This window comes from Acidisoma sp., from assembly GCF_035492295.1.
Classification (GTDB): Bacteria; Pseudomonadota; Alphaproteobacteria; order Acetobacterales; family Acetobacteraceae; genus Acidisoma.
This window is the reverse complement of the sequence record NZ_DATJJK010000158.1, coordinates 15178-38168: the sequence shown is the minus strand read 5'-3', so window position 1 is coordinate 38168 and position 22991 is coordinate 15178. Positions and strand designations below refer to the sequence as shown.

General features: G+C 65.2%; 21 protein-coding genes. 9 read left to right on the top strand and 12 right to left on the bottom strand.

Going from position 1 to position 22991, the window contains the following annotated elements; all coding sequences use genetic code 11:
• Position 1: 1 nt before the first annotated feature.
• Complete coding sequence (locus VL752_RS11275) at positions 2 to 901, bottom strand: LysR family transcriptional regulator ArgP (RefSeq protein ID WP_325355198.1); 900 nt, start codon at positions 899 to 901, stop codon at positions 2 to 4.
• A gap of 100 nt (positions 902 to 1001) precedes the next feature.
• Here VL752_RS11275 and VL752_RS11270 point away from each other — a divergent pair, with 100 nt between their 5' ends.
• Positions 1002 to 1613, top strand: a complete 612-nt coding sequence (locus VL752_RS11270; protein WP_325355196.1) for a LysE/ArgO family amino acid transporter — start codon at positions 1002 to 1004, stop codon at positions 1611 to 1613.
• Between the two features lie 104 nt (positions 1614 to 1717).
• On the opposite strand, the gene VL752_RS11265 is transcribed toward VL752_RS11270, so the two are convergent.
• Positions 1718 to 2728, bottom strand: a complete 1011-nt coding sequence (locus tag VL752_RS11265) for a zinc-dependent alcohol dehydrogenase family protein (protein ID WP_325355194.1) — start codon at positions 2726 to 2728, stop codon at positions 1718 to 1720.
• Between the two features lie 489 nt (positions 2729 to 3217).
• On the opposite strand from VL752_RS11265, the gene VL752_RS11260 reads away from it, so the two are divergent.
• Positions 3218 to 5707: a Hint domain-containing protein gene (locus tag VL752_RS11260; protein ID WP_325355192.1), complete on the top strand. Its 2490-nt coding sequence runs from the start codon at positions 3218 to 3220 to the stop codon at positions 5705 to 5707.
• Positions 5708 to 5758: 51 nt separating this feature from the next.
• Here the strand turns inward: VL752_RS11260 and VL752_RS11255 are convergent, their stop codons facing one another.
• Complete coding sequence (locus tag VL752_RS11255) at positions 5759 to 7054, bottom strand: ArgE/DapE family deacylase (RefSeq protein ID WP_325355191.1); 1296 nt, start codon at positions 7052 to 7054, stop codon at positions 5759 to 5761.
• 20 nt (positions 7055 to 7074) lie between these two features.
• Entirely contained in the window at positions 7075 to 8658 is a 1584-nt protein-coding gene (locus VL752_RS11250) for an efflux transporter outer membrane subunit (RefSeq protein WP_325355189.1), read from the bottom strand.
• 115 nt (positions 8659 to 8773) lie between these two features.
• Here VL752_RS11250 and VL752_RS11245 point away from each other — a divergent pair, with 115 nt between their 5' ends.
• The 4 genes from VL752_RS11245 (at position 8774) to VL752_RS11230 (ending at position 11731) form a co-directional block, all read left to right on the top strand.
• Positions 8774 to 9475 (top strand): TetR/AcrR family transcriptional regulator, encoded by a 702-nt coding sequence (locus tag VL752_RS11245; protein ID WP_325355187.1) that lies wholly within the window; start codon positions 8774 to 8776, stop codon positions 9473 to 9475.
• Complete coding sequence (locus tag VL752_RS11240) at positions 9472 to 10878, top strand: dipeptidase (protein WP_325355185.1); 1407 nt, start codon at positions 9472 to 9474, stop codon at positions 10876 to 10878. The genes VL752_RS11245 and VL752_RS11240 overlap by 4 nt, the downstream gene beginning before the upstream one ends.
• Positions 10879 to 10949: 71 nt before the next feature.
• Positions 10950 to 11327, top strand: coding sequence for an RT0821/Lpp0805 family surface protein (locus VL752_RS11235; protein ID WP_325355183.1), 378 nt, complete (start codon positions 10950 to 10952; stop codon positions 11325 to 11327).
• A gap of 92 nt (positions 11328 to 11419) precedes the next feature.
• Positions 11420 to 11731 carry a hypothetical protein gene (locus VL752_RS11230; RefSeq protein WP_325355181.1) on the top strand — a complete coding sequence of 104 codons (312 nt, stop codon included), beginning with the start codon at positions 11420 to 11422 and terminating at the stop codon, positions 11729 to 11731.
• A gap of 78 nt (positions 11732 to 11809) precedes the next feature.
• Here the strand turns inward: VL752_RS11230 and VL752_RS11225 are convergent, their stop codons facing one another.
• Complete coding sequence (locus tag VL752_RS11225) at positions 11810 to 12715, bottom strand: LysR family transcriptional regulator (RefSeq protein WP_325355179.1); 906 nt, start codon at positions 12713 to 12715, stop codon at positions 11810 to 11812.
• 93 nt (positions 12716 to 12808) lie between these two features.
• Between VL752_RS11225 and VL752_RS11220 the strand changes: the two genes are divergently transcribed.
• The gene (locus VL752_RS11220) at positions 12809 to 13690 is read left to right on the top strand and encodes an aldo/keto reductase family oxidoreductase (protein ID WP_325355177.1); all 882 of its coding nucleotides are present in this window, start codon (positions 12809 to 12811) and stop codon (positions 13688 to 13690) included.
• A gap of 150 nt (positions 13691 to 13840) precedes the next feature.
• A complete protein-coding gene (locus tag VL752_RS11215; RefSeq protein WP_325355175.1) occupies positions 13841 to 14521 on the top strand; it encodes a DJ-1/PfpI family protein in 681 nt (226 codons plus the stop codon).
• 10 nt (positions 14522 to 14531) lie between these two features.
• Here the strand turns inward: VL752_RS11215 and VL752_RS11210 are convergent, their stop codons facing one another.
• From VL752_RS11210 to kaiC, 7 genes are all read right to left on the bottom strand, one after another.
• On the bottom strand, positions 14532 to 14738 hold the full coding sequence (locus tag VL752_RS11210) for a hypothetical protein (protein WP_325355173.1): 207 nt from the start codon (positions 14736 to 14738) through the stop codon (positions 14532 to 14534).
• A 188-nt stretch (positions 14739 to 14926) separates the two neighbouring features.
• On the bottom strand, positions 14927 to 16771 hold the full coding sequence (locus VL752_RS11205; protein WP_325355171.1) for a mechanosensitive ion channel family protein: 1845 nt from the start codon (positions 16769 to 16771) through the stop codon (positions 14927 to 14929).
• Between the two features lie 190 nt (positions 16772 to 16961).
• Positions 16962 to 17162 carry a hypothetical protein gene (locus VL752_RS11200; RefSeq protein ID WP_325355169.1) on the bottom strand — a complete coding sequence of 67 codons (201 nt, stop codon included), beginning with the start codon at positions 17160 to 17162 and terminating at the stop codon, positions 16962 to 16964.
• Between the two features lie 224 nt (positions 17163 to 17386).
• Positions 17387 to 18232 (bottom strand): hypothetical protein, encoded by an 846-nt coding sequence (locus VL752_RS11195; RefSeq protein WP_325355167.1) that lies wholly within the window; start codon positions 18230 to 18232, stop codon positions 17387 to 17389.
• Between the two features lie 192 nt (positions 18233 to 18424).
• Positions 18425 to 20182 carry an ATP-binding protein gene (locus VL752_RS11190; RefSeq protein WP_325355165.1) on the bottom strand — a complete coding sequence of 586 codons (1758 nt, stop codon included), beginning with the start codon at positions 20180 to 20182 and terminating at the stop codon, positions 18425 to 18427.
• On the bottom strand, positions 20182 to 20553 hold the full coding sequence (locus VL752_RS11185; protein WP_325355163.1) for a circadian clock KaiB family protein: 372 nt from the start codon (positions 20551 to 20553) through the stop codon (positions 20182 to 20184). The genes VL752_RS11190 and VL752_RS11185 overlap by 1 nt, the downstream gene beginning before the upstream one ends.
• Entirely contained in the window at positions 20550 to 22253 is a 1704-nt protein-coding gene (gene kaiC / locus VL752_RS11180) for a circadian clock protein KaiC (protein WP_325355161.1), read from the bottom strand. Before kaiC ends, VL752_RS11185 begins: the two co-directional genes overlap by 4 nt.
• A 431-nt stretch (positions 22254 to 22684) precedes the next feature.
• Between kaiC and VL752_RS11175 the strand changes: the two genes are divergently transcribed.
• Complete coding sequence (locus VL752_RS11175) at positions 22685 to 22888, top strand: hypothetical protein (RefSeq protein WP_325355159.1); 204 nt, start codon at positions 22685 to 22687, stop codon at positions 22886 to 22888.
• Positions 22889 to 22991 lie beyond the last annotated feature (103 nt).

Genomic DNA, 22991 nt, shown 5'->3' with positions numbered 1-22991 from the left:
ACTATGCTCGCACCAACCCCTTGCGCGCCGCGGCTTCGACCGCGCGAGTGAGGGGCGCCAGAAGGTCGGCCGCGAGGCGGTTGACCTGCCAATGGAGCGGCACGTCGAGCGGCGCGCCGGGGGCCAGTTCCACCAGACGGCTGGAGGCGAGATGCGGTGCGGCCAGCGCGACCGGGTTCATGCACCAGCCCATGCCGGCGAGGCTGCCATCGAGAAAGGCATGGGTCGAGGGCAGCCAATGGCTGGGGCAGACCGGCTGCATGCCAAGCGCTTCCTTCAGCCAGCGTGCCTGCAGCGCATCATGGCGGCTATAGGTCAGCACCGGCGCCTGGGCGAAGGCCGCCTCCGTCAGCCCCGCTGCGAAATAGCGGTCGCGAAAGGCAGGGCTCGCGGTCGCCACATAGCGCAGCGATCCCAGCGCCACGCGACGGCAGCCGGGAATGGGCTTCTCCCGGCTGGTAACGGCGGCCACGACCCGGCCATGGGCCAGCCAATCGGCCGTCTGCCCCTCGTCGTCCACCGCAATGTCGAGCAGATGACCGGTCTCCTCCGAAAATGCGCCGGCGGCCGGGAGGAACCAGGTGGCGAGACTATCCGCATTGGTCGCGACATGAAGCGTAACGCGCGCGCCCCCTTCCTCCAGCCCGAGCGCGGGGAGCTGCCGCAGCAGCTCGGCCTCCAGGAGCCCGACCTGTTCCAGATGCCGGCAGAGCCATTCGCCCTTCTCGGTAGCCTGACAGGGATTGCCCCGCCGGACGAGGAAGAACCCGAGACGATCCTCCAACGCCTTGACGCGCTGGGAGACCGCCGAGGGAGTGACATGCAGCAGCCCGGCGGCGCGTTCGAAACTGCCGCTCCGGACCACGGCGGCGACGGCGCGGAGGGCGGCATAGTCGATCACGGATCAGTTTTCCTTAATATGACTTAGATTCATTAACTGGCCTTAGCTTGAGCGCAGGGTTAGGCAGCGGCAAGACCAATCCTGCCGAAAGGCCGTCACCATGCTCTCCCTGCCCGTCTATCTCACCGGCCTCGCCATGGGCTTCAGCCTGATCGTCGCTATTGGTGCGCAGAATGCTTTCGTGCTGCGCCAGGGCCTGCTCGGGCGCTTCGTTTGGCCGGTAACGCTGATCTGCGCGGCATCCGATGCCATTCTGATCCTGATCGGCGTTTTGGCCTTCCGGCAGGTTGCGGCCGCGCTGCCAGCTTTTGAGCCGGTCATGCGCTATGGCGGCGCGGCGTTTTTGATCTGGTACGGCCTACGCAGCCTGGTCGCCGCCCTTCGCCATCCCGGTGCGTTGGCAGCGGCCGACGGCAAAGCCGCCTCCCTGCCGCGAACGCTGCTGATGTGCCTCGGCCTCACCTGGCTGAATCCCCATGTCTATCTCGATACGGTGGTGCTGCTGGGGAGTGTGTCCGCTCAGTTCCCCGGCGCGCGGGCAAGCTTCGCGCTGGGCGCGATGACCGCTTCCCTCGCCTTCTTCGTCACCCTTGGCCAGGGGGCGGCCTGGCTGCGCCCGCTACTGGCCCGTCCGCGCGTCTGGGCCTTGGTGGAAACCGCCATCGCACTGACCATGTGGGCGACGGCGGCGCGGCTGCTGCTGTTCAGATAAGGCAAGGCCCTAAAGGCGGCGCCAGCCCACACCTCCGCCCGGCCACCCGCAACAAGTTGCTGAGTGAGGAGCCCGATGAGGGTGCGGGCCGGTGCCGACACAAATCACGGCCGGACGATGACCTTGATCTCGCCTGCCGCCGGGGCGCTCGCGATCACGTCCGCGACCTCCTCGAGGCCGATGGTCCGCGTCACCAGCCGGTCGAGCTCCAGCACGCCACTGGCCACGAGTGCCGCCGCGCGATCATGGGTGAAGGGGTTGAGATAGGCGGGCCGCAGACTGACTTCGTTGATCAGGAGATCGAACGGTGTCACCGGCACCTCAAGCCCGGAGGGCGTCACCCCGAAGAGCACGAAATTGCCGCCGCGCCGGGTCATGGCGATACCGGTGCGGAAGGTCTCCGGCACGCCCGCGCATTCGATGACGACATCCGCGCCGCCGCTCGTCAGCGCCCGGACCTCGGCAACCGTGTCAGAGGCGGTCGGATCGAAGGTATGGGTCGCGCCGAGGTCCAGGGCAAGCGCGCGGCGCGGCGCCTGGCGGGTGATCAGGATGATCGTTCCTGCCCCCTCCAGCTTCGCGAGTTGCACCATCAGCAGGCCGATCACGCCGCCGCCCAGAATGGCGACGCTGCCCCCTGCCCTGATCTCTGCCTTGTCAATGGCATGCAGGCAGCAGGCGAGCGGTTCGGAAAACGCCCCGTGAACGGGATCGAGACCAGGCGGGAGCACGAATGCCTGGCCCTCCGGCACCGCCGCATATTCGGCGAAGCCGCCGTTGCGGGTCACGCCGATTGCGGCCAGACGCGCGCAGAGGTTCGGCTGCGCGCGCCGGCAGGCCGGGCAGATGCCACAGGCGATATTTGGATCGACGGTGACCAACTCACCGCCCACGAACCGCGTGACGGCCGGCCCGACCGCCTCCACGATGCCGCAGAATTCGTGGCCGAGCGTCACCGGAATGGCGGTCGGGTATTCCCCCTTGAACATATGCCGATCGGAGCCGCAGATCCCGGCCGCCAGAACCTTGACCAGAATCTCCCCAGGTCCCGCCTCGGGCTTTTCAACCGTGTGCAGCGCCATCGCGCCCACGGAGTCGAGTTGTGACGCCTTCACGCTGGTTTCCCCCTATCGTTCTGGTTTCCCGGCACGGCGTGGCGCCGCGCCGGATCGGTTGCGATCCCCAGAATGAACCGACAGGCCAGCGCTGTCGATCATCGGGGCGGCACAAATCGCCACCGAAGGCCCCGTATCCGGGTGCCGCGAACGGGCCGAAGGACAGTGACAAGGTTTCGTGACTGGCGAGTTCCGGGTCGAATACTTCCCCATCTCGCCGATCCCTGATCGTTCGCACTAGCCAGATTCGACGCCCGCGGTTCACGCCGTGATCTTGCAACGCAACATGGCATCGATCGGCGCCATCCCGCCCCGAGATTGATCAACCGATTGGCAACTATTGCGCAAAAGTCGACTTATTCGACCAAAATTGGACGTTGCGACACTGTGTCGGCCGTGCGATTGTTTCTTGGAATGCTCCTCCGAAGCAATGCCTCTTCGGTGACTTTCAAAGATCAAAAAGTGATGGCTGCGTCCGGGAGTAGTTGAATGACGATTTATACTGTGACTAATCTAAACGATTCGGGTGCGGGTTCTTTGCGCGCGGCGATCCAAGCCGCAGATGGACAGAGCGGAACCGCATCAACGATCGTCTTCAATGTCAGCGGAACCATCACGCTGGCGAGCGACCTCCCCGATATCAGTCAAGGCGTCACGATCGACGCGACGACTGCCCCGGGTGCCACCTCTGGCGGCGCGCCCGTCGTCGGCATCGATTTCAACGGCAATGCGGGCCTGACGTTCACGGCCGGATCGGACGGCTCGTCCCTTGTCGGCGTCGCGGTCGGCGGCGCGTCCGGCAACGGCATCACGATCGAATCGAGCAATGTGACGATCGCCGGAGACTATGTCGGGCTGACCACTGCGGGCACCGCGAACGGCAATGCCGGGGCAGGCATCTACATCGCGCCAACCTCCTCGGGCAACACGATCGGCTCCAACCCGAGTGCTGACTCCGGTGTCGTTTCCAACGTCATCTCCGGCAATGCCGGCAATGGCATCGTCATCGACGGCAGCACGGACAATACGCTGGTCGACAATTATGTCGGCACAGACCCGACCGGCACCACCGCCATCGCCAATGGTGCCAATGGCATTCTTGTCACGGGTGGCGCCTCGAACAATCTGATCGGCGGTACCGCCTATACCGATACGACCACGGGTGCCGAGAACAACCCGACGGGCTCGGAGGGCACCATACAGCCGCCCGTCATCGTGACCCCGCCCCTCGGCAACCTCGTCTCCGGCAATACCGGGGACGGCATCCTCATCAACAACGGCTCCTCGAACAATGTTCTGAGCGGCAACTTCGTCGGCACCACCGCGAGCGGCGACAGCGCGCTCGGCAATGGCGGTGATGGCGTGGCGATCGTCGATGCCAACAACAACTCCCTCATCGGCTGCACGGCGCTCGACAATCCTTTCGTCTATTACAACGTCGTCAGCGGCAACGGCGGCAACGGCCTGCACATCACCGATTCCAACGACACCACAGTTCAGGCGAATTTCTTTGGCATCGGCGCGGACAACGCGACTGTCGTGGGCAATGCGGCGGATGGCATACTGGTAGACGGATCATCCTCCAACACGCAGGTCGGCGGTGTGATCCCGCTTGGCAACGTCGCGGCTGGCAACGGCACCAACGGCATCGAGGTCGCGGGGACGGCAAGCCACTTCATCAGTTTCAACACCTTCGGTGGTCTCTTCGCCTTCGGCGGCGCCGCACCCAACGGCAATGACGGCATTCTGATCACCTCCACCGGCGGCCACAACACGCTGCAAACCAACGTCTTGTCCGGCAACGTGAATGACGGCATCGAGATTGGCGGCAATGCATCGGGCGTGACGGTCGATCCCAATATCGTAGGCCTGGCGACGGATGGCACCTCGTCTCTGGCAAACACCAGCAATGGCTACGGCAACGGCAATGACGGTCTGGAGATCGACGGCACTGCCCATAACAACATCATCGGTGGCGATCAGCAGTCGGTCATTCCGGAAAACACCTTTTCCGGCAACACGAATTATGGTGTCGAAATCACTGGCGGCGCCTATGGCAACCAGGTCTTCTCCAGCAATATCGGCGTCGATGTCGTCGGCAACCAAGCTTTCGCCAATGGCGCGGGAGGCGTTCTGGTTTCCGGCAGTGCGCATGGCAATACAATCGGCGGCACCGTGGCCGAGGGCGTGCGCGCGGCCGACGTCATCAGCGGCAATGACGGCAACGGCGTCACGCTGACGGCTGGCAGCAGCGACACCACGGTCACGAACAACATCATCGGATACGGGGCGCAGGGCGTCGTGCCGATCCCCAATAGCGGCCTGCCGATCGATCCGGGTCTCAGCACCGGCAATACGATCGCCAACAATCAGGTCTTCGCCTGTTTTGCCCTTGGCACGCGCATCGCGACGACGCGGGGCGAGGTCGCGGTTGAAGACCTCGCCCAAGGTGATTGTGTGCTCACGCTGGACGGCGGTGCGCAGCCCATCACCTGGATCGGCTCGCGCGCGGTGAATTGCCGCCGCCACAGCCGGCCGGAGTCGATCCGCCCGGTGCGCATCCGCGCCCATGCCTTTGGCCCGGGCCAGCCGAGCCGGGATCTTCGCGTCTCGCCCGACCACGCCATATTCGCAGAAGGCGTGTTCATTCCGGTGAAATACCTGATCAACGGCACCAGCGTCGCACAACTCAAGCCGGCCGAAGTGACGTATTTCCACGTCGAACTGCCGGTTCATGCGGCGATCTACGCCGAGGGCCTGGCGACCGAGAGCTACCTCGACACCGGGGACCGGGCATCCTTCGCCAATGCCCCCGGGAACGCGGTGGCATTGCATCCGGCTTTCGGCCAGGCGCGCGCTGATGTCACCTTGACCTGGGAGGCGCTCGCTTATGCGCCGCTGCGAGTCACCGGCGCCGAAATCGCCCGCGTCCGCGCGCAACTATCATCCGCCGCGCCGAAACGGGCGCGTTTGGGATGATCAATCGACGTGCCGCATCCCGGTGGGAAGCGGCACGTCGGCCCGGCTTGCCTAAGCCGCTTCGACGCCGCACCAGCCCGCGACGAGAAGGGCGAGCGCCTTGGTGACTTCGGTGATGCTGGCGAGATCCACCCATTCGTCGATGCCGTGGATGTTCTCGCCCTCTGCGCCGTAGCAGGTCGCTTCAGTGTCCTGATAAAGCCGGTAGAAGCGCGCATCGGTCAGCGCGTGCATGGCGGTCGGCCGCAGCGTCTCGCCCGTCACCTCGCGGTGGCAGGCGGAAATCGCCTGCGAAATGCCCTGCGTTTCCGGGAAGATCGCCCCATCCGCCATGAAGCCGCGGAACTCGACCCGCAGGTCCGTGCCGGCCATCCGCGGGTCCCGCGCCACATCGGCCACCAGCGCCTCGATATCGGCCTTCGTCTGGCGGCAGGAATAGCCGGGCATGACGCCGACGCGCATGCCAAGGCGGGCGCGGGTGGCGACCGAACTGTTCCACTCGCCCCCCTCGATCGTGCCGAAATTGACGTTGATCGGGTGATTGTCCCCGGCATAGGCCGGGTGGCGGTGCTGCGGCTCGTTCATCCGCGCCTCGTAGGCTCGGAAGGCTTCCGAGACGATGAAGGCGGCCTCGATGGCGCTGATGCCGGAAAGCTTGTGCGAGACATGCACGGGCTTGCCGGTGACGGTAACCCAAGCCCAGACGACGCCGACTTCCGCCGTCAACAGGCGCTGACCGGGTTCGGGGATCAGGCAGGCATCGGGCTTGCCCAGCGCCTGCATCACGGCGAGCGCACCGTTGCCGGTGCATTCTTCCTCGATCACGGCCGCCATCTGCAACTCGGCTGCGGGCTGCAAGCCGGCAGCTTTCAAAGCCGCGAAGGCCATGAGAGCGGCGGCAACGCCCGACTTCATGTCGCAGGCGCCGCGGCCGTACATGCGCCCGTCCCGCACAGAGGGTTCGAAGGGTGGTGTCGTCCACAAATCGGCAGCGCCCACGGGCACGACGTCGATATGGCCCTGCAGCATCAGACTGCGGCCCTTTGTCTCGCGCGGGCGATGGATGGCCGCCACATTCTCCCGCCCCGGTGCATAGGGCACGAGCGGCGGCGAAAAGCCGGGATGATTGTCGAGTTTCGCCGGATCAACCGCAACGCGGAAGGGCGAAAGCCCCAGTTCGCTGTAAAGCCCTTCCATTTCGGCGAGGCAGCTGGCCTCGTCACCGAGCAGGCTCGGATGCGCGACGAGCCGTGCGAGCGTGGCGGTGGAGCGCTCCGCCAGTCCCTCGACCGCTTGAAGAATGGCGCGGCGCGCGCCGGGGTCGATAGGCAGCAGAGCGTCGCTCATCCGGATATGCGGCCTTCTCTCTAGCTGGCGTTGCCGCCGGTGATTGCGGTTTTGATCGTCTGGCCCACGGAGGCATTGGGCTCGGCTTCGTTGGCGGGCGTCGGGAAAGTATCCTCCCAGCCGCCGCCCAGCGCCAGATACAGCGAAACGAGATCGGTGGAGACGGCAGCCGTGCTGTCCTGCAACTGGCGCTGGCTGGTAAGCACGTTCTGCTGCGCGTTCAGCACGTCGATATAGGTCGCGATGCCCTGGGTGTAGCGGTCCTGCGCCAGGGCAAAGGCGTGCTGGTTGGCGGCGACCGCACGCTTGAGGAGCCTGCGGCGCTGTTGCTCCTTGTCATAGTCGGTCAGCGCATTGTCGACATCGGAAAAGGCCTGCAGCACGGTCTTGTCGTAGGTGACCATGGCTTCCTTCTGCCGCTCCTTGGCGAGGTGCAGCTGCTCTACGAGTTTGCCGCCCTGGAAGATCGGCACCTGCACCATGCCGCCGAGGACATAAGTGCGGGCGGCGGTGGTGAAGAGATCCTGGGTCGCGTTGGATTCGATTCCGAAGACGCCGAGGAGATTGAAACTCGGGAAGAAACTGGCCACGGCCACGCCGATGTTGGCCGTGGCCTGATGCAGATTGGCCTCGGCCTCCATGATATCCGGGCGGCGGCGCAAAAGCTCCGACGGCAGGCCGACGGGAATCGCGGTCGGCGTCGGGGGCACGGCCTTTGGCGTGACAAGTTCGGATTGCAGCGCCCGCGGCGCCTCGCCCAGCAGCATGCTGAGTGCGTTGATATATTGAGCGACCTGCTGCTGGGCCTGCGGCACGGTCGCTTCCGTCGTCGTCAGCTGGGCCTGTTCCTGAGCGACGTCGAGCTGGTCGGTGAGCCCCGCGGTCGCCCGCTGGCGGGTAAGGTTCAGCAGCCTCTGAGCGGTGTGCACATTGTCTTCGGCGATCTGCAGCTGCATCTGGGCATTGCGCAGCTGTACGTAATCGCGCGCGACCTCGGCCATCATCTGGATGAGCACGCCGCGGCGGTCGATCTCGGAAGCCTGAATCGCGGCATTGCCGGCTTCCACCTGGCGGCGTACCTTACCGAAAATGTCCAGGGTCCAGGTCGCGTCGAAACCGTATTGGTAGATCGACATCGGATCGATGCTGGAGGAGCCGCTCGAAGACCCGCCGGAGGAGCTGGAAGACGAGCCCCCGCCGAGGAGCGAGCCGCCCTTGTCGCTGAGCTTGATGTCGGCCGCAGTCGCGTTGCCGTTCACGCTGGGAAAGAAGGCCGAAGCGGTGACGCCCGCATTCGACCGCGCTTCAGCAAGGCGGATCGTGGCGGTCTTGACGTCAAGGTTCTGGGCGATGGCGCGCTTGATCAGGGAATCAAGTTCGGGGTCGTCGAAGCTTTTCCACCAGGTCACCTCGATCGGCGCCACCTGTGGCTGGCTGGCGCCATCGGCCGGGCTCCGGCCCGAGAGGAACGAGTAGGGATCGTAGGGCGGCGTCGGCTTATGGAAATCGGGGCCAAGGGTGCAGCCAGCGAGCAGGACGAGGCTGGCCGTCGAGACGACAGGCCAAGCGAGCCCCGCCCGTGCTTTGGTCAGGGCTTGTCTCATCGTCTGCGCCAACTGTGCCGCTCCTGCAACGCGCTATGACCGAACGGTTCGGTTAGCGACTTGTATGATAGGAAGGGGATCGTCATTGTCAAACCCGGCTGCATGGTGAGAGAGAGTGAGCGACAAGGATAACAATGATGCGGCGCCCGAGGGACAGATGGAGGCACTGTCGCCGGAGCGCCGCAACGCGATCCTGGAGGGCGCAGGACGGGTCTTCGCGCGCGATGGGTACGAGGGGGCAAGCATGGCGCGCATCGCCCGTGAGGTTGGCGTCTCCAAGGGCACGCTCTACAATTATTTCCCTGGCAAGGCTGCCCTTTTCCACGGTGTGGTGTCGACCGGCTGCGACCGCTCGATCAAGCACATCTTCGACAACACGCCCGACGGCAACGATCCGCAGGAGACGCTGCATTCGCTCGGCCTCTCGGTCATGGACCTGATGCTGTCGCCCTTCCGCCAAGCCATTCACAGAATGGTGATGTCCGAGGCCGGGCAGTTCCCCGAACTCGCGCGCTCCTTTTTCGAGGCCGGTCCGCAGCGCGCGCTCAATTATCTCGCCGCCTGGCTCGAGGCGGAGACGGCAGCCGGGCGCCTTGCCGTCCCCGACCCGGATTTCGCGGCCGAACAATTCTTCGCCCTCTGTCAGACCAAGATCGTCATGCGCGCGCGGCTGCGCCTGATCGAAGCGACGCCTGCCGATATTGAGCGGGTCGTTCAGGGTGCTATTTCGCTCTTCCTCAAAGCCTATGCCGCGCCCCAGCCGGTCGCACCTCAGCCGGCCGCACCTGCGACTCTGACGGAAGGAGAAAAGCCATGACCGCAACGCCCGACCAGACAGAGGCCGTGCTTGCCCGCCTCGCCGCGACGGAGACAGAGGCACGGACGGGATTGTTCGAGTTCCTGTCGATCCCGAGCGTCAGCGCCCAGCCGAAACATGCCGGGGATTGCCGGCAGGCGGCTGAATGGCTGCGCCGGGAATTCGCGGCGGTGGGCTTCGAGATGCAGCTGCACGAAACACCGGGCCACCCGATCGTGACCGGCTATTACCCTGGCCCCGCTAATCGCGACGTGCCGCATATCCTCTTCTACGGCCACTATGACGTGCAGCCGCCCGAGCCGCTGGAGCTTTGGACCAGCCCGCCCTTCACGCCCACCATGGTCGATGGACCCGAGGGAATGCGGGTCGTTGCGCGCGGCGCGGTGGACGACAAGGGTCAGGTCATGACCTTCCTCTGGGCCTGCCGCGCCTGGCACGAGGCAACCGGCGCCCTGCCCATCCGCATCACCCTGCTGCTGGAAGGCGAGGAGGAGGTCGGCTCCGCCAATCTCGAAACTTTCATCGAGAGCCACAAGGAACTCCTCGCGGCCGATGTCGCCCTGATCAGCGATACCGGCATGTGGGACCGCACGACCCCGGCGCTGACCACCCGGCTGCGCGGCATGGTCTATACCCAGATCGATCTCCTGGGGCCGGACAAGGATCTCCATTCCGGAATGTATGGCGGGGCGGCGCTGAACCCGATCAACGCCCTGACCCGCATCCTGGGCGGGCTGCATGACGATCAGGGCCGGGTGCAGATCCCGGGCTTCTATGAGGGTGTGGACGAACTGCCCCCGGCGGTGGCCGCGCAATGGGCCGCGCTTGGTTTCGACGAGGGCGCGATGCTTGCCGCGATCGGGCTCAACCAGACATCCGGCGAGGTCGGCCGCACCGCGCTGGAGCGGCTCTGGGCGCGGCCGACGGCCGATCTCAACGGTATCTGGGGCGGCTATACCGGAGAGGGCGCCAAGACCGTCATCGCGTCCCACGCCCATGCAAAGCTTTCCTTCCGTCTCGTCAGCCGCCAGGACCCGGCCAAAATCCTCGCTGGATTGAAGCAGTTCCTGGCCGCGCGCACGCCCCCGGGTGCCCAGGTGACGGTGACGGAGTTCGGCCTGAACCCGGCCGTGGAGGTCGCGGTGGATGGGCCTTTCGTGCCTGCGGCGGAGGCCGCCTTGCGGGACGAATACGGAAAGGAGGCCGTGCTGATGGGCTGCGGTGGTTCCATCCCGGTCGTCGGTGTGTTCAAGACCATGCTCGGCCTCGATACGATCCTGATGGGCTTTGGCCTGGACGACGATCAGGTTCATAGCCCAAACGAAAAGTTCGACTGGACTTGCTTCACGGGCGGCGCGCGCTGCCACGCGCGCCTGCTCGGCAAACTCGCCGCCGCACGCTAGGCCGTTGCGGCGACGCGACTTGCGCGATAAGCGAGAAAGCCAATATTCACACGGGCAGCCGGGAGCCTCCTATGTCGCGCAAGTCTCTGACACTTCTGACTGCAGCCCTGGCGCTCGGCGGCCTTGCGGCGCCCGGTCTCCTCGCTTCTTCCGCGCAGGCGCAGGTGATGCAGAGCTACCTGCCCCGGCGCCTGACCCATGGCGACATGGAGATTCTGCGCGCCGAAGCCGCCAAGCTCAGCCCCGGCGATACGAAGACCGAGAAATGGACGAACCCCAAGACCCGGCATTCCGGCACCGTGACAATCAAGAAGCAATACGAAAAGAGCGGCATGACCTGCCGCAAGTTCGATTACACCTTCCATACCGGCACCTCGACGGACGGCCTGCCCTACACGCTTGACTGGTGCCGCAAGCCGAACGGCGAATGGGCGATCGTCAACGGTTGAGATATGAAACCTCCCGCAGCAGGGCGGCCTTCGAAAACTAGCGTTGGCCACCGCCTGCGATCCGCATAATCGTTCCGGACACCGTAGAATCCATGCGGAAGATGACCCCCAGCCTCTCCTCCTCTCCCCCCGAAACCATCGAGGATTGCCGCACCGCCGGCGAGACGCTCGGGCAGGAAATGCGCGGCCGGTCGCGCACGAAATTCGAAACGGTGCTGACGCAGCGACTGGACCGGATGGCGGAACAGATCGCTGGCTCGGCGCTCGACGCGGAGGAGGCGATCGCCGCCTTCGACGTCGCTGCCTGGGATGCCTGGGAAGCGGTGCTGAGCGGCGCCGCGGTCTCCGAGGCAGCAAAATCAGAGGGCGGGCGCAACCCGGGCCGTAACAAATCCGCGAACTAGGGTCTGATCGGTTCAGACTGAAGCGGGGAGCGGTCATCCGAACCGTGAAGCAGACCCCTTCTCTACATCATGGGCTGATCAGTCCGGGCGCTGGCTTCGCAGGAAATCGATGAAGGCCCGCAACGGTGCCGGCACCAGCCGCCGCCCCGGGTAGTAAAGGAAGGGCCCCGGGAAGGCGAGCCACCACTCCGGCAAGACCGGTTCCAGCGCACCGCTCTCGAAATACGGGCGCAGCCATTCTTCGAATAAATAGATGATGCCGGTGCCGGCCAGCGTCGCCGCAACCGCAAGTTCGACGGCGCCGCCGAGATTGACGACCAAGGGACCGGAGGGGTCGAGCTTCACCGCCTCCCCTTCCCGCTCGAATTCCCAGGTCGTGATACCACCGCTGGTGAGGCGCCCGGGCAGGCAGGCATGCGCGAGAAGATCCCGCGGATGGCGGGGCCGTCCGCGCCGGTCGAGATAGGCAGGCGCGGCCGCGGCCGCATAGCGCTGCACCCGCGGCCCGATCGGGACCGCGATCATGTCCTGCTCCAACCGCTCATCGTAGCGAATGCCGGCATCGTAGCCGGCGGCCAGCACGTCCACGAAACCGTCTTCGGCCGTGATCTCAAGCCGGATATCGGGGAAGGCTGCGAGGAAGGCCGGCACGATTCCGGGCAGGATCAGCCGAGCCACGACCACGGGTACATTAAGCCGCAGGGTGCCCGCGGGCTTCTCCCGGAACCCGTTCACGATGTCGAGCGCGGATTCCACCTCGGCAAGCGCCGGGGTCAAACGCTCCGCCAGGCGGCCGCCGACTTCCGTCGGCCGCACACTGCGCGTCGAGCGATGGAAGAGACGCAGGCCGAGGCGGGTTTCGAGCCGGCTCACCGCCTCGCTGAGGCCGGAAGCGCTCGATCCGGTAGCGCGCGCCGCATCACGGAAGCCACCTGCGCGGGCCACAGCCAGAAAGGCATTCAGATCATCAAGCTCGATCGCCATTGTTCGCCATTCCGCACAAGCTGTTCGGATTGTACTTGGTTATCGGGCGGTGGATGAGTCCCTATCTTCCGGCAAGACAGTGAGGAGATGACGATGCCCGACATCGACAAGGCCGGCACCTACGTGCTCGGCGACCGGACGATACGCCGCCTCGGCTACGGCGCGATGCAGCTTGCCGGGCCTGGCGTCTTCGGCCCGCCGCGCGACCGCGGCGCCGCGATCGCCGTGCTGCGCGAGGCGGTGGCGCAAGGCGTGAACCATATCGACACCTCGGATTTTTATGGTCCGCACGTGACCAACGAAATCATCCGCGAGGCGCTCAGCCCCTACCCCGGCGATCTTGTGATCGTCACCAAGGTTTCGGCCAGGCGCGGACCGGACGGCGCCTGGTTGCCCGCCCTCTCGAAGGCCGAACTGACCCAGGCGGTGCACGACAATCTCCGCAACCTTGGTCTCGACCGACTGGAGGTGGTGAATTTCCGCAGCATGCACGGGCTGCACGCGCCGGCCGAAGGTTCGATTGCTGAGCAGATCGAGACGCTGGCCGAGCTGCAATCCCAGGGGCTCATCCGCCATATCGGCGTGAGCCACGTGACGCGCGCGCAGCTCGCAGAAGCGCGCCGCATCACGCCGATCGCCTGCGTCCAGAACTTCTACAACCTCGCCCATCGCGCGGATGACGCGATGATCGACGATCTCGCGACCGACGGCATTCCCTTCGTGCCCTATTTCCCGCTCGGTGGCTTCACCCCGCTGCAGTCGAACATTCTGACGGAGGTCGCCCAGCATATGGGTGCCACGCCGATGCAGGTGGCGATCGCCTGGCTGCTGGGCCGTGCGCCAAACATCCTGCTGATCCCGGGCACCGGTTCGCTGGACCATCTGCGGGAAAATCTCGCTGCCGCAAGCCTGACCATCTCGGACGCGGCGCGCGCCAAGCTGGAACTCCTCGCGCAAAAGGCCGGCGCCTCCTGACCCGGGTAGCGTCGATCTCTCCCGTCAGGAAGGGCGCGGCATACAGCATGGCGCGCCCTTTTTTTCCATCCAGCGAAGCGCTGCGGCCTGGCCAAGCTCCGGTCTAGGCTGCGATCACGCTTCATCCAGAAGACAGGAACGGGCACGAGCATGGGCTATCGCTTCGGACTTCTGGTCTTTCCCGGTGTTCAGCAGCTCGACCTGACCGGCCCCTACGAGATCTTCGCCGCCGCCCCGGGGGCGGAGGTGCATCTGATTTCGAAGAGCCGCGCGCCCCTCGCCGCGTCCTCCGGCCTGATGCTGCAGCCGACCGCGAGTTTTGCCGATTGCCCGAAACTCGACCTGCTCTGCGTGCCCGGGGGATCGGGGGTCGATGCGCTGATGGAGGACGCGGAAACCTTGGATTTCATCCGTGCCAGTGCGCCCGAACTCCGCTACCTCACCTCGGTCTGCACGGGAGCGCTCGTGCTGGGTGCGGCAGGGCTGCTGCAAGGCCGCCGCGCCGCGACCCATTGGAACGCACGGCACCTGCTGGCCAGCTTCGGTGCCACCCCCGATGCCGGCCGCGTGGTGCGGGACGGTACCCTCATCACCGCCGGCGGCGTGACCAGCGGAATCGATTTCGGCCTGGCAGTCGTGGCCGAGATTCACGGCCGGGCAGAAGCCGAACGGATTCAGTTGTACCTGGAATACGCCCCTGCCCCGCCCTTCGCGGCGGGACGGCCGGAAGAGGCACCACCCGAAGTGTTGGCGGCGGCACAGGCCGCCCTCGCCCCCGGCCGCCGCGCGCGCGAGGCAATCGTAGCGCGGCTGACCGCAAGCACTGGCTGAGCGAGCCTGGTCAATTCTTGCGCTCGAGCGCCGCGAGCCAACGATCGAGCGAACCCACGAGATGGCGGGCGAGTTCCGGATCCATCGGCAGATAGACTGCCGGCATCTCGGCGGCACCCCGTTCCTCGCGTGCTTCGGCGTCTTGGCTGTCAGCCCAAAGGGTCAGCACGAAATTCTGTGCACCAGCCACCGTCGTCAATCGTTCCGCGCGTTTCATGGCACCACTCCGCTCCGTGAGGTTGGGCGATGCCTATTTCATATCAAGTGAATAGGGATATTGCAAACGTCTCGTGATTCCCGATTCGGACGCGCGCGACGACGTGCTGGACTCGGAAAACTCTCCAGCTCTTGCCGCTTTCCCTCTACGCACTCAGTTGCGCGGCCGGCTCCTGCACGGCGGCAGGCTCAGCCCGGTTGGGACGGCGCCGGTGCGGTGCGCGCCGCCATCTCGGCCGCGATCCGGGCCTGAATCGTGCGATCGATCCCCCCGTCCCGCGCGAGATAGGCCGTCTGGCTGGGAAAGGCGAAGCCGGTCCCGGCCTCGGACACCAGCCGCATGATGCCGAGCAGCAGCGTCTCCTGCACCGCCAGGAAGGCCGCGTAATCCGTGGTCAGGATATTGGCCTGGAGTTGCACGGTAATGGCCGAATCTCCAAAACCCGTGAGAGCCACGCGCGGAAAGCCCGGTGCCTTCTCGACCAGCGGATGATCCGCGAGGAAGCCACGCAGCGCCCCGATCAGCCATTCGCACTGCTCGGTCGAGGTTTCATAGCGCAGCCCAATCTCGTGCACGAAAAGACATTTCGTCCGCATCGAGAAGTTGGTGATGTGCATGCGAGCAAGATCGCCGTTCGGCACCGTCGTGAGCGCGCCGTCCAACTCGCGAATGCGGCTCGAACGCGGGCCGATCGCTTCCACCCAGCCCGACTTTTCGCTGTGCTGGATGAAGTCGCCCACGCGAAACGGGCGGTCCGCGAAGATCGAGAAACCACCGATGAGGTTCTCGACTGTCGATTGCGAGGCGAGGGCCACCGCGATGCCGCCGACACCGAGGCCAGCGACGAGGCCAAGTGCTGGAATCCCGATCTGGTTCGCGCCATAGAGCAGCAGGCCAGCAACGGCGGCGAAGCCGGCGAGACGTGCACAAAGCCGCAGCAGATGAGAATCGTAGCTGTTGTCGGGAATGCTGGGCGCGGCGATGATCGCTTCGGCCAGCAGAAAGCAGAGTGTCCACGCACCCCAAGCGGCGATCAGGTAGAGGACCAGAACCGAAAAGAACGCCTCGATCGCCGAGAAGCCGCCTGAGAGGTTGAGCTGGGACCGGACGATGATGACGCAGCTGACATAGAGCACAAAGAAACCGAGGGGTGCGGCGAGGGCGACGGCAGCGTGCCGGAAGCGCCCATGCCCCGCCCCCATGCGGCGCACAACCAGGGCCCAGCCGATCATGAGGCAGAGGACCACCGCGAGGATGAGCAGGGTCGCCCCCATCTTCCAGACCGGCGTGCCGAGGACGGTGCCAAGCGCCCAGTTCGGCAGGCGCTTGACGAACCCATCCGGCACCAACGGGCCGGTGATATTGACCTGCACCTGCCGCCAGTTGCCGAAAAGAGTGGGCCGCAGCAGCGGCAGTTTCAGGATAAGCGCATGATCCGCGGCAAGCTGGTCCACGCTGTCGGCGGTGAAGAGGTATTGGCCCTTCTGCGGTCCTTTTTCCACCCGCGCGATGGTGATTTCCGTTCCGGGGACGCGCCATTGATCGGGAAGCTTCGTCCCCGCCGTGCCCAGGCTCCATCCAGGCGCCCCTGGGATCGCACTGGGCGATATCTCCGGCAGCCGGTGCAGGATGTCCGCCAGATACATGGTGGCCGAGGCACCCATCTTGTCACGGAGCGCCGGGGCAATATTGCTGAGATCGAAGAGCCGGCCGGTACGCCGGGCAGTGAGCACGAGTTCCTTCTCGCCCGCTATGGTCTTGTGCCTGAGATAGGTGACGAAGAGGGCCTGCACCCGCGCCGTCTGCTGCAGGAAGGACTGATAGGTGGCACTTGGGCTTGAGGTATCGAGCGGCTCGAGCGGATCGTCGCGCATAATGGGCGCGGCGGCAGCGACCGGGGCCGATTCGGCCGCCTGCGCCGCGGATTCGCACAGGATCAGGCCGGGTATAAGGACAAGAAGCAGCGCCAGTGCCTGGCCAAGCCAACGCAGGCGCCTAACCCCGCCCATTGCCGCACGGTCAGCGTGACGCACCCGCCCCTCCTGTTCCGGTTCACACTCTGGGGCGCTGCGAGAGCGCTGCGGCGGCAGGGTGGTCATCGGCCATTTCGATCAAGTTTCTTTCTGGTCCGACAGAACACGAATTCGGAAAACGCGCCAGCCAGACGCGCTTTCCAAAGTCACCTATTCGCTTTTTCTAAAAATCCGGCACCGAAAGCCGCGGTCACTCCCGTTCGAGAAGCCGCTGCACCTCCCGAAACACCTCAACCGCATCCTGCGCCTGGCCCTCGATCGTGCGCCGGTAGTCGGCTCGGATCGCGAGGATCTGGGCGGCGAGGATGGCTGCCGCCTGGGTTCTGCCCGCCTGCGCGGTCGCCTCCGCAATCGCTTGTGCATCGTCGCTTGGGTTCAGTCCCGCATTCATGACGAATCCCCCCTTTTTGTCGCCTTGGGAGCGAATCCTATGTCAACCCGCGAGCGGCGGCAACGCTACCCTCGTGCCGCCGGTCGTCTTGATGCAGCAACCTGCAGGCCTCCGTGGTGACGGCCAGACGCACAAAAAACCTGCGGCGCCGGCAATGTACCGGCGCCTGACAGGTCAACACGTTCGCGCGGAGCCCGGGGGAGGCTGAGCGCGGAGCTCCGCGGTCAGAAACGGTCGCGCTGGCGGCCGCCGATCGCACCGGCGACGCAGGCGATGAAGGCGCCGATCAACATGGAGAAGAAGGTATAGGTGGCGAAAGCGGCCGCCGCCTTGCGCGCCGCATTGGCAGCCTTCTTCGTCTCATCGATGACCTTCTGCTCGGCCGCGATGGTCTGGTCCACGCGGGTCGTCGCGTCCGCTTGCGAAAGCCCGGTCTGTGCCTCGACCAGTTGGACCAGGAAGGCGTGATCGGACGCACTGATCGGGCCCGCCACTTCGGTTGCCAAAATGCGGCCAGCCTCGGCCTTTGCCTGCGGGCTGCTGGTCTGCGCCGCGTTCTGGCTGGGGCGGAACATCGCGTCGAGCATATAGCCGCTCGGCCCGAAGCCAGCCGAACCGCTGTCCGCCGACCCACTCGCCGCTCCGGCCACCGTCGTCACCGCCTTGCCGACCGAACCCAGGAAGGCGCTGGCGCCGGAGGCGATAAGCCCGACCGCGAAGAGGGCGGCCACCGCCCAGGTGACGAAACCGCTCGCGGTATCGCGGAAGGTCACCTCGTCACGATGCACCCCGCCGAGGCTCGGACGAAGCCGCCCGGCAAGATAGCCGCCGAAGAACGAGGCGATCCACTGCACCAGGATGAGCCAGATTGCTGCCCCGACCGTAAAGGTCAAGGCCGAGGGATTATCGTGGCTCGTGGGCGAGACCCAGGCGAGGCCGATGCCGGACCCAAGCGCGGTCAGCATGACGGTCACCGCTGTCGCAACCACCGCGCCGCCGAAAATCCCCGCCCAGGAAAGACCTGGGCGAAGCGGATGCACCGCGACGGGATCTGCGCTGCTGTAGGACATGCCCGCTCCTAATGCCAAAACAGGAGAAGCAGCAGGATGATGGGAATAGGAACGCCGAGAAGCCAGAGAAGAATGGGCATTTGTTCCTCCGATGAAAGGTTTCATCGGAGATAGGATGTCGCTGCGTCCTTCCTAGGGGGCTCGGGTCGCTCGGGCGATGCCATCCGCGTGAGCGATGGTGGGCGCCCGCGCTCAGGTTTCATCGATTAGCTGCCGTATCCGGCGGGCCAGGATTTCCATGCCGAAGGGTTTGGTCTGAATATACATGCCAGGCTCGAGATCGCTCGGGCTCAGCACTGAGTCTTCGGCATAGCCGGTGATGAACAGAACCTTCAGCTGCGGCCGCACGACACGCGCCTCTTCGGCAAGCAGCCGGCCGTTGAGGCCGCCCGGCAGGCCGACATCGGTGATCAGCAGGTCGATGCGCAGATCCGACCGCAGCAAAGCGAGGGCGGTCGCGCCCTCCGCCGCTTCCAGGGCCTTGTAGCCGAGATCTTTCAGCACCTCCGCCACCAGCATGCGCACGGTTGCCTCATCATCCACGATGAGCACGGACTCGCTGCCCCCCGCACGCGGTACATCCCTCTGTTCCGGCGTGACGGCAGCCTGAAGGAGGCTACCCGCATGCACCGGCAGATAGAGGGACACGCAAGTCCCCTGCCCGATCGTCGACGCGATACGCACTTGCCCGCCTGATTGCTGCACGAAGCCGTAAATCATCGAAAGGCCGAGGCCAGTGCCGACGCCGATGGGCTTGGTCGTGAAGAAGGGGTCGAAGGCGCGGGAGAGCACGTCCGGCGTCATGCCGGTTCCGGTATCGGTGACCCGCAACTCGACATAAGCGCCCGGCTCCAGCGAAAGCTCGCGCGCGTGGTCGGCCTCGATCTCCTGCCGGCCCATCTCGATGCGGATCTCACCGCCATCGGGCATGGCGTCCCGCGCGTTGATGCACAGGTTGAGCAGCGCATTCTCCATCTGGCCGGGATCGACCAGGACATGCAGCGGATCGTGCCCCGTTGCTGCGCTGCGGAGCGTGATTTCGGGCCCCACGGTGCGCTGGATGAGTTCGTGCATACCCCTCGCGAGATCCGCGAGATCTGTCACCCTGGGTGCCAGGGTCTGCCGGCGAGAGAAGGCGAGCAGCCGGTGGGTGAGCGAGGCGGCTCGCCGGGCTGCATCCTGGGCGACGCCGATATAGCGATCGATCCCCTGCAGCCGCCCTTGGGCCACCCGCGTCTGCAGCAGTTCCAGCCCCGCAGTGATGCCGGTCAGGAGGTTGTTGAAGTCATGCGCGAGGCCGCCGGTCAATTGCCCGACCGCTTCCATCTTCTGGCTCTGCCGAAGCGCATCCTCGATCTTTCCGCGTTCGAGGATCTGCTCCTTCAGGCGGGCGTTCGCCTCGGCGAGTTCCCGGATATGCAGTTTATGCTCGGTCAGATCGGTCACCACTCCGCAGAGCAGGATGGAACCGTCTTCGCTCGGCAGCGGGCTGAGGGAAAGATAGACTGGAACCCAGGCCTGGTCCGCCGCGATCAGCGTGAATTCGCGACGCGCCCCGCCGCGGCAGGCGGCGGCGAGAAAGGAGCGGAAGCCCGCGCGGTCGTCAGCCATCAGGATGGTAGGCAGCGCGCGCCCTACGAGCGAGCCCGGGTCCGAGCGCAGCATCGCCGACAGCCGATGGTTGGAATAGAGGATGGCACCTTCCTCGTCGAGGGTCAGCGCGCCTTCCTGGATTTGCTCAATGAGGACACGATAGGGCCGGTCTGCGCCCTCCAGGGTGTAGACAGCGTGATCCCGCATGGGGTTCGCGACGACCAAGGCATCGATCTCGCCGCGACGGATGGCACCAAGCGTCTCCTCGCTTTCCTGCAGGCGCGCTTCCAGATCCCGGATTTGCGCCGCCATTGCGGCCGGGTCCTGCACGGGACGGTCAACGTCCCCGGCTGGCATCAGCCCAGGCCCTTCTGTCTCACGTCGAGGCCGACGAGCACCTTATCGGTATTCGACAGGTCTCCGATGATCCGCTTGAGCGGGGTCGGAAGTTTGCGAACAAGCGTCGGAATGGCGAGAATCTGGTCCCCAGCCGCGAGGCGCGGATTCTGGATGAGGTCAATCACCTCGATCTCGTAGCGGCCGGCGAGATGCTCCTCGCAAACCCGCTTGAGGTTAGAGAGCGCGGCCAGAGACTTGCTCGTCTGCCCCGCGACGTAGAGACGCAGATGATAGTGTTCGGCGTCGTCGTTCAGTGCATCGTCGTTCATTGCGTCGTCGTTTATCGCTTCGTCGTTCATTGGGTGGCGGTTCTCGTCATCGTCCATCATTCTGCAGCCCCCCGCATCGCCGCGAGAACCTCGCGGTCTTTCAGCAACTCGACCTCACGCGATTCGAGTTCGGCAAGCAGGATACTCTCCTCATGCTCCTCGTCCTTGAGCGCTGCACGGAGATCGTTGATCTGCCGCTCGAGCACCGAGCGCCGGCGGGTGACTTCGCGCCGGCGCTGCTCGGCCTCCTGGTGACGGCGCAGCAGGCTCGCCTGCTCGCGCGCGATCTGGGTGAAGCGTGCCGTTCCCGTCAGCACTCCTTCCGGCCCGATATAGGGCTCGATCAGGGTGATGCCGTGGCCGGTGATATTGTATTCCCGTACCTGGTTGGAATGGCTCATGCCCCGCGCCTTGATGACATAGAGCGTGCGGTTGATCTCGCCATTTGCTTCATCATTATCGAGCTTGATCCAGGCGTCCATCAGCGAGGAAAGCCCCATATCCGCATATTCGGCGAGCCCGCCATCGTTGCGCAGGCTGGTAAAGAGACCGAGCGTGCCGCGGCTCTTGAGAAGATCGATCATCCGAAGCAGGGTCGCGTGCACCTCGACGTCAGGGCCGCGGAAGGCCGAGATCGGATCGATGACGACGACGTCAGGTGCGAAGGCCTCAAGGTCCCGGTTCATGCGGGCGAGATGCATCTCAAGACCGAAGAGGCTGGGCCGAGATGCCTCGAACCGGAGGAGACGGGCATCGACCCAATGCTGCAGATCCAATCCGACGGACTTCGCGTTTCGGCAGATTTCATCTGCACTTTCCTCGAAGGCGAAGAATAGGCAACGTTCGCCCCGGGCACAGGCGGCATTGGCAAAATGGCCGGCGAACGTGGTTTTCCCGGTGCCGGCCACGCCCGAGAGGAGGATGCTGGAGCCGCGATAGAAGCCGCTCCGGCCGAGCATCGCGTCAAGCCCGTCGATGCCCGTGGAGACAACCTCGTGCGAGGCGGGGCGATGCAGGCCCGAAGAGGTGACGGGCAACACGCTGATGCCACCGGTATCGATCAGAAAGGGATATTCGTTGGTGCCGTGGGCGGAGCCGCGATACTTCACGACCCGAAGACGCCGGGTCGTGATCTGGTCAACAACCCGATTGTCCAATAGGATCACACAGTCAGAAACGTATTCCTCGAGCCCCTGACGGGTCAGCTGGCCGTCTCCCCGCTCGCCGGTAATGATGGCGGTCAGGCCCCGATCCTTGATCCAGCCGAAAAGCCTGCGGAGTTCGGCGCGCAGGAGAGCCTCATCGGTGAAGCCGGAGAACAGCGTCTCGATCGTATCCAGCACGACCCGCTTGGCGCCGACGCTGTCGACCGCGAAACCGAGCCGGAGGAAGAGGCCTTCGAGATCGTATTCCCCGTTCTCCTCGATCTCGCTTGGGTCGAAACGGACATGGTCGATCGCGAGCCTGCCCTTCGCCACCAGTCCTTCGAGATCGTAGCCGAGGGACGCGACGTTGGCGGCCAGATCCTCGGCCCGCTCCTCGAAACTCATGAAGACACCCGGCTCGTCGAATTGCGTCGCGCCGCGGACGAGGAAAGTGGTGGCGAAGAGCGTCTTGCCGCAGCCTGCCGCACCGCAGACAAGCGTCGGCCGGCCGGTGGGAACACCACCCAGGGTAATGTCGTCGAAGCCCGAGATGCCGGTCGGGGTCTTGGCGAGACCAGCGGTGCTCTCTGCCGCGTCGCTCAAGCTAGAAAGCATGGATGGCGATGTCCTCTCGTGCCAGATCGTGCGAGGCCGTGATGATGCGGGGTAACGCGAGGGAAAGAGGCGAGGCCGCCGTTCTGGGCGCCATCGGCAGGAGGGGTCTCAGTGCACAACAGCACGCCCGTCTGCGGGCAGCCCCTCGAACAGGCTTCGGCACCAACCGTCCTACCTCACTCCATGGGCCGATGATGGCCCCGCGCCTTCATCGCCCTCGTTCCGTGTATTGCATCCTGCTAAAAATGACAGCGGATTCACATCGGATTTTTCGCTCACGCTTTGGCGAGCAAATCGCCGGATCCTGAAGCGCCAGCGGCGTCTACGCCGATCGCATGAGGGACAGTCCGGCCACCTATGAATTCGGTCCCCTAGCCCCGCGATCAAAACGGGCGTTACTCTCTTCGAACCATAAAAAACGGGAGGGGCGCATGGCCATCCAATCCAGCATTATCACGGCACGCCAGATGATCGAACGGTTCGGCCTTCAGGCCCAGGCGGTTGCTGCCGAACGTGCGACGCTCGCCCAGCACGACGATCCGCGCATGCAAAACCATTGGGAACAGGTCCATGCGGTGATCTGCGACCTGCGCCGCAGCGCCGCGGCCAAGGAGCGTCGCCAAACCCACGCCTAAAGGCCGCTCGGCCAAGCGACAGGGTTGGCACCGCGCTGCCCGGGGCGGGCGGGGCGGACGCGGGAGGCCGCTCAAAACCATGCGATAACCTCCCCATTGGCTG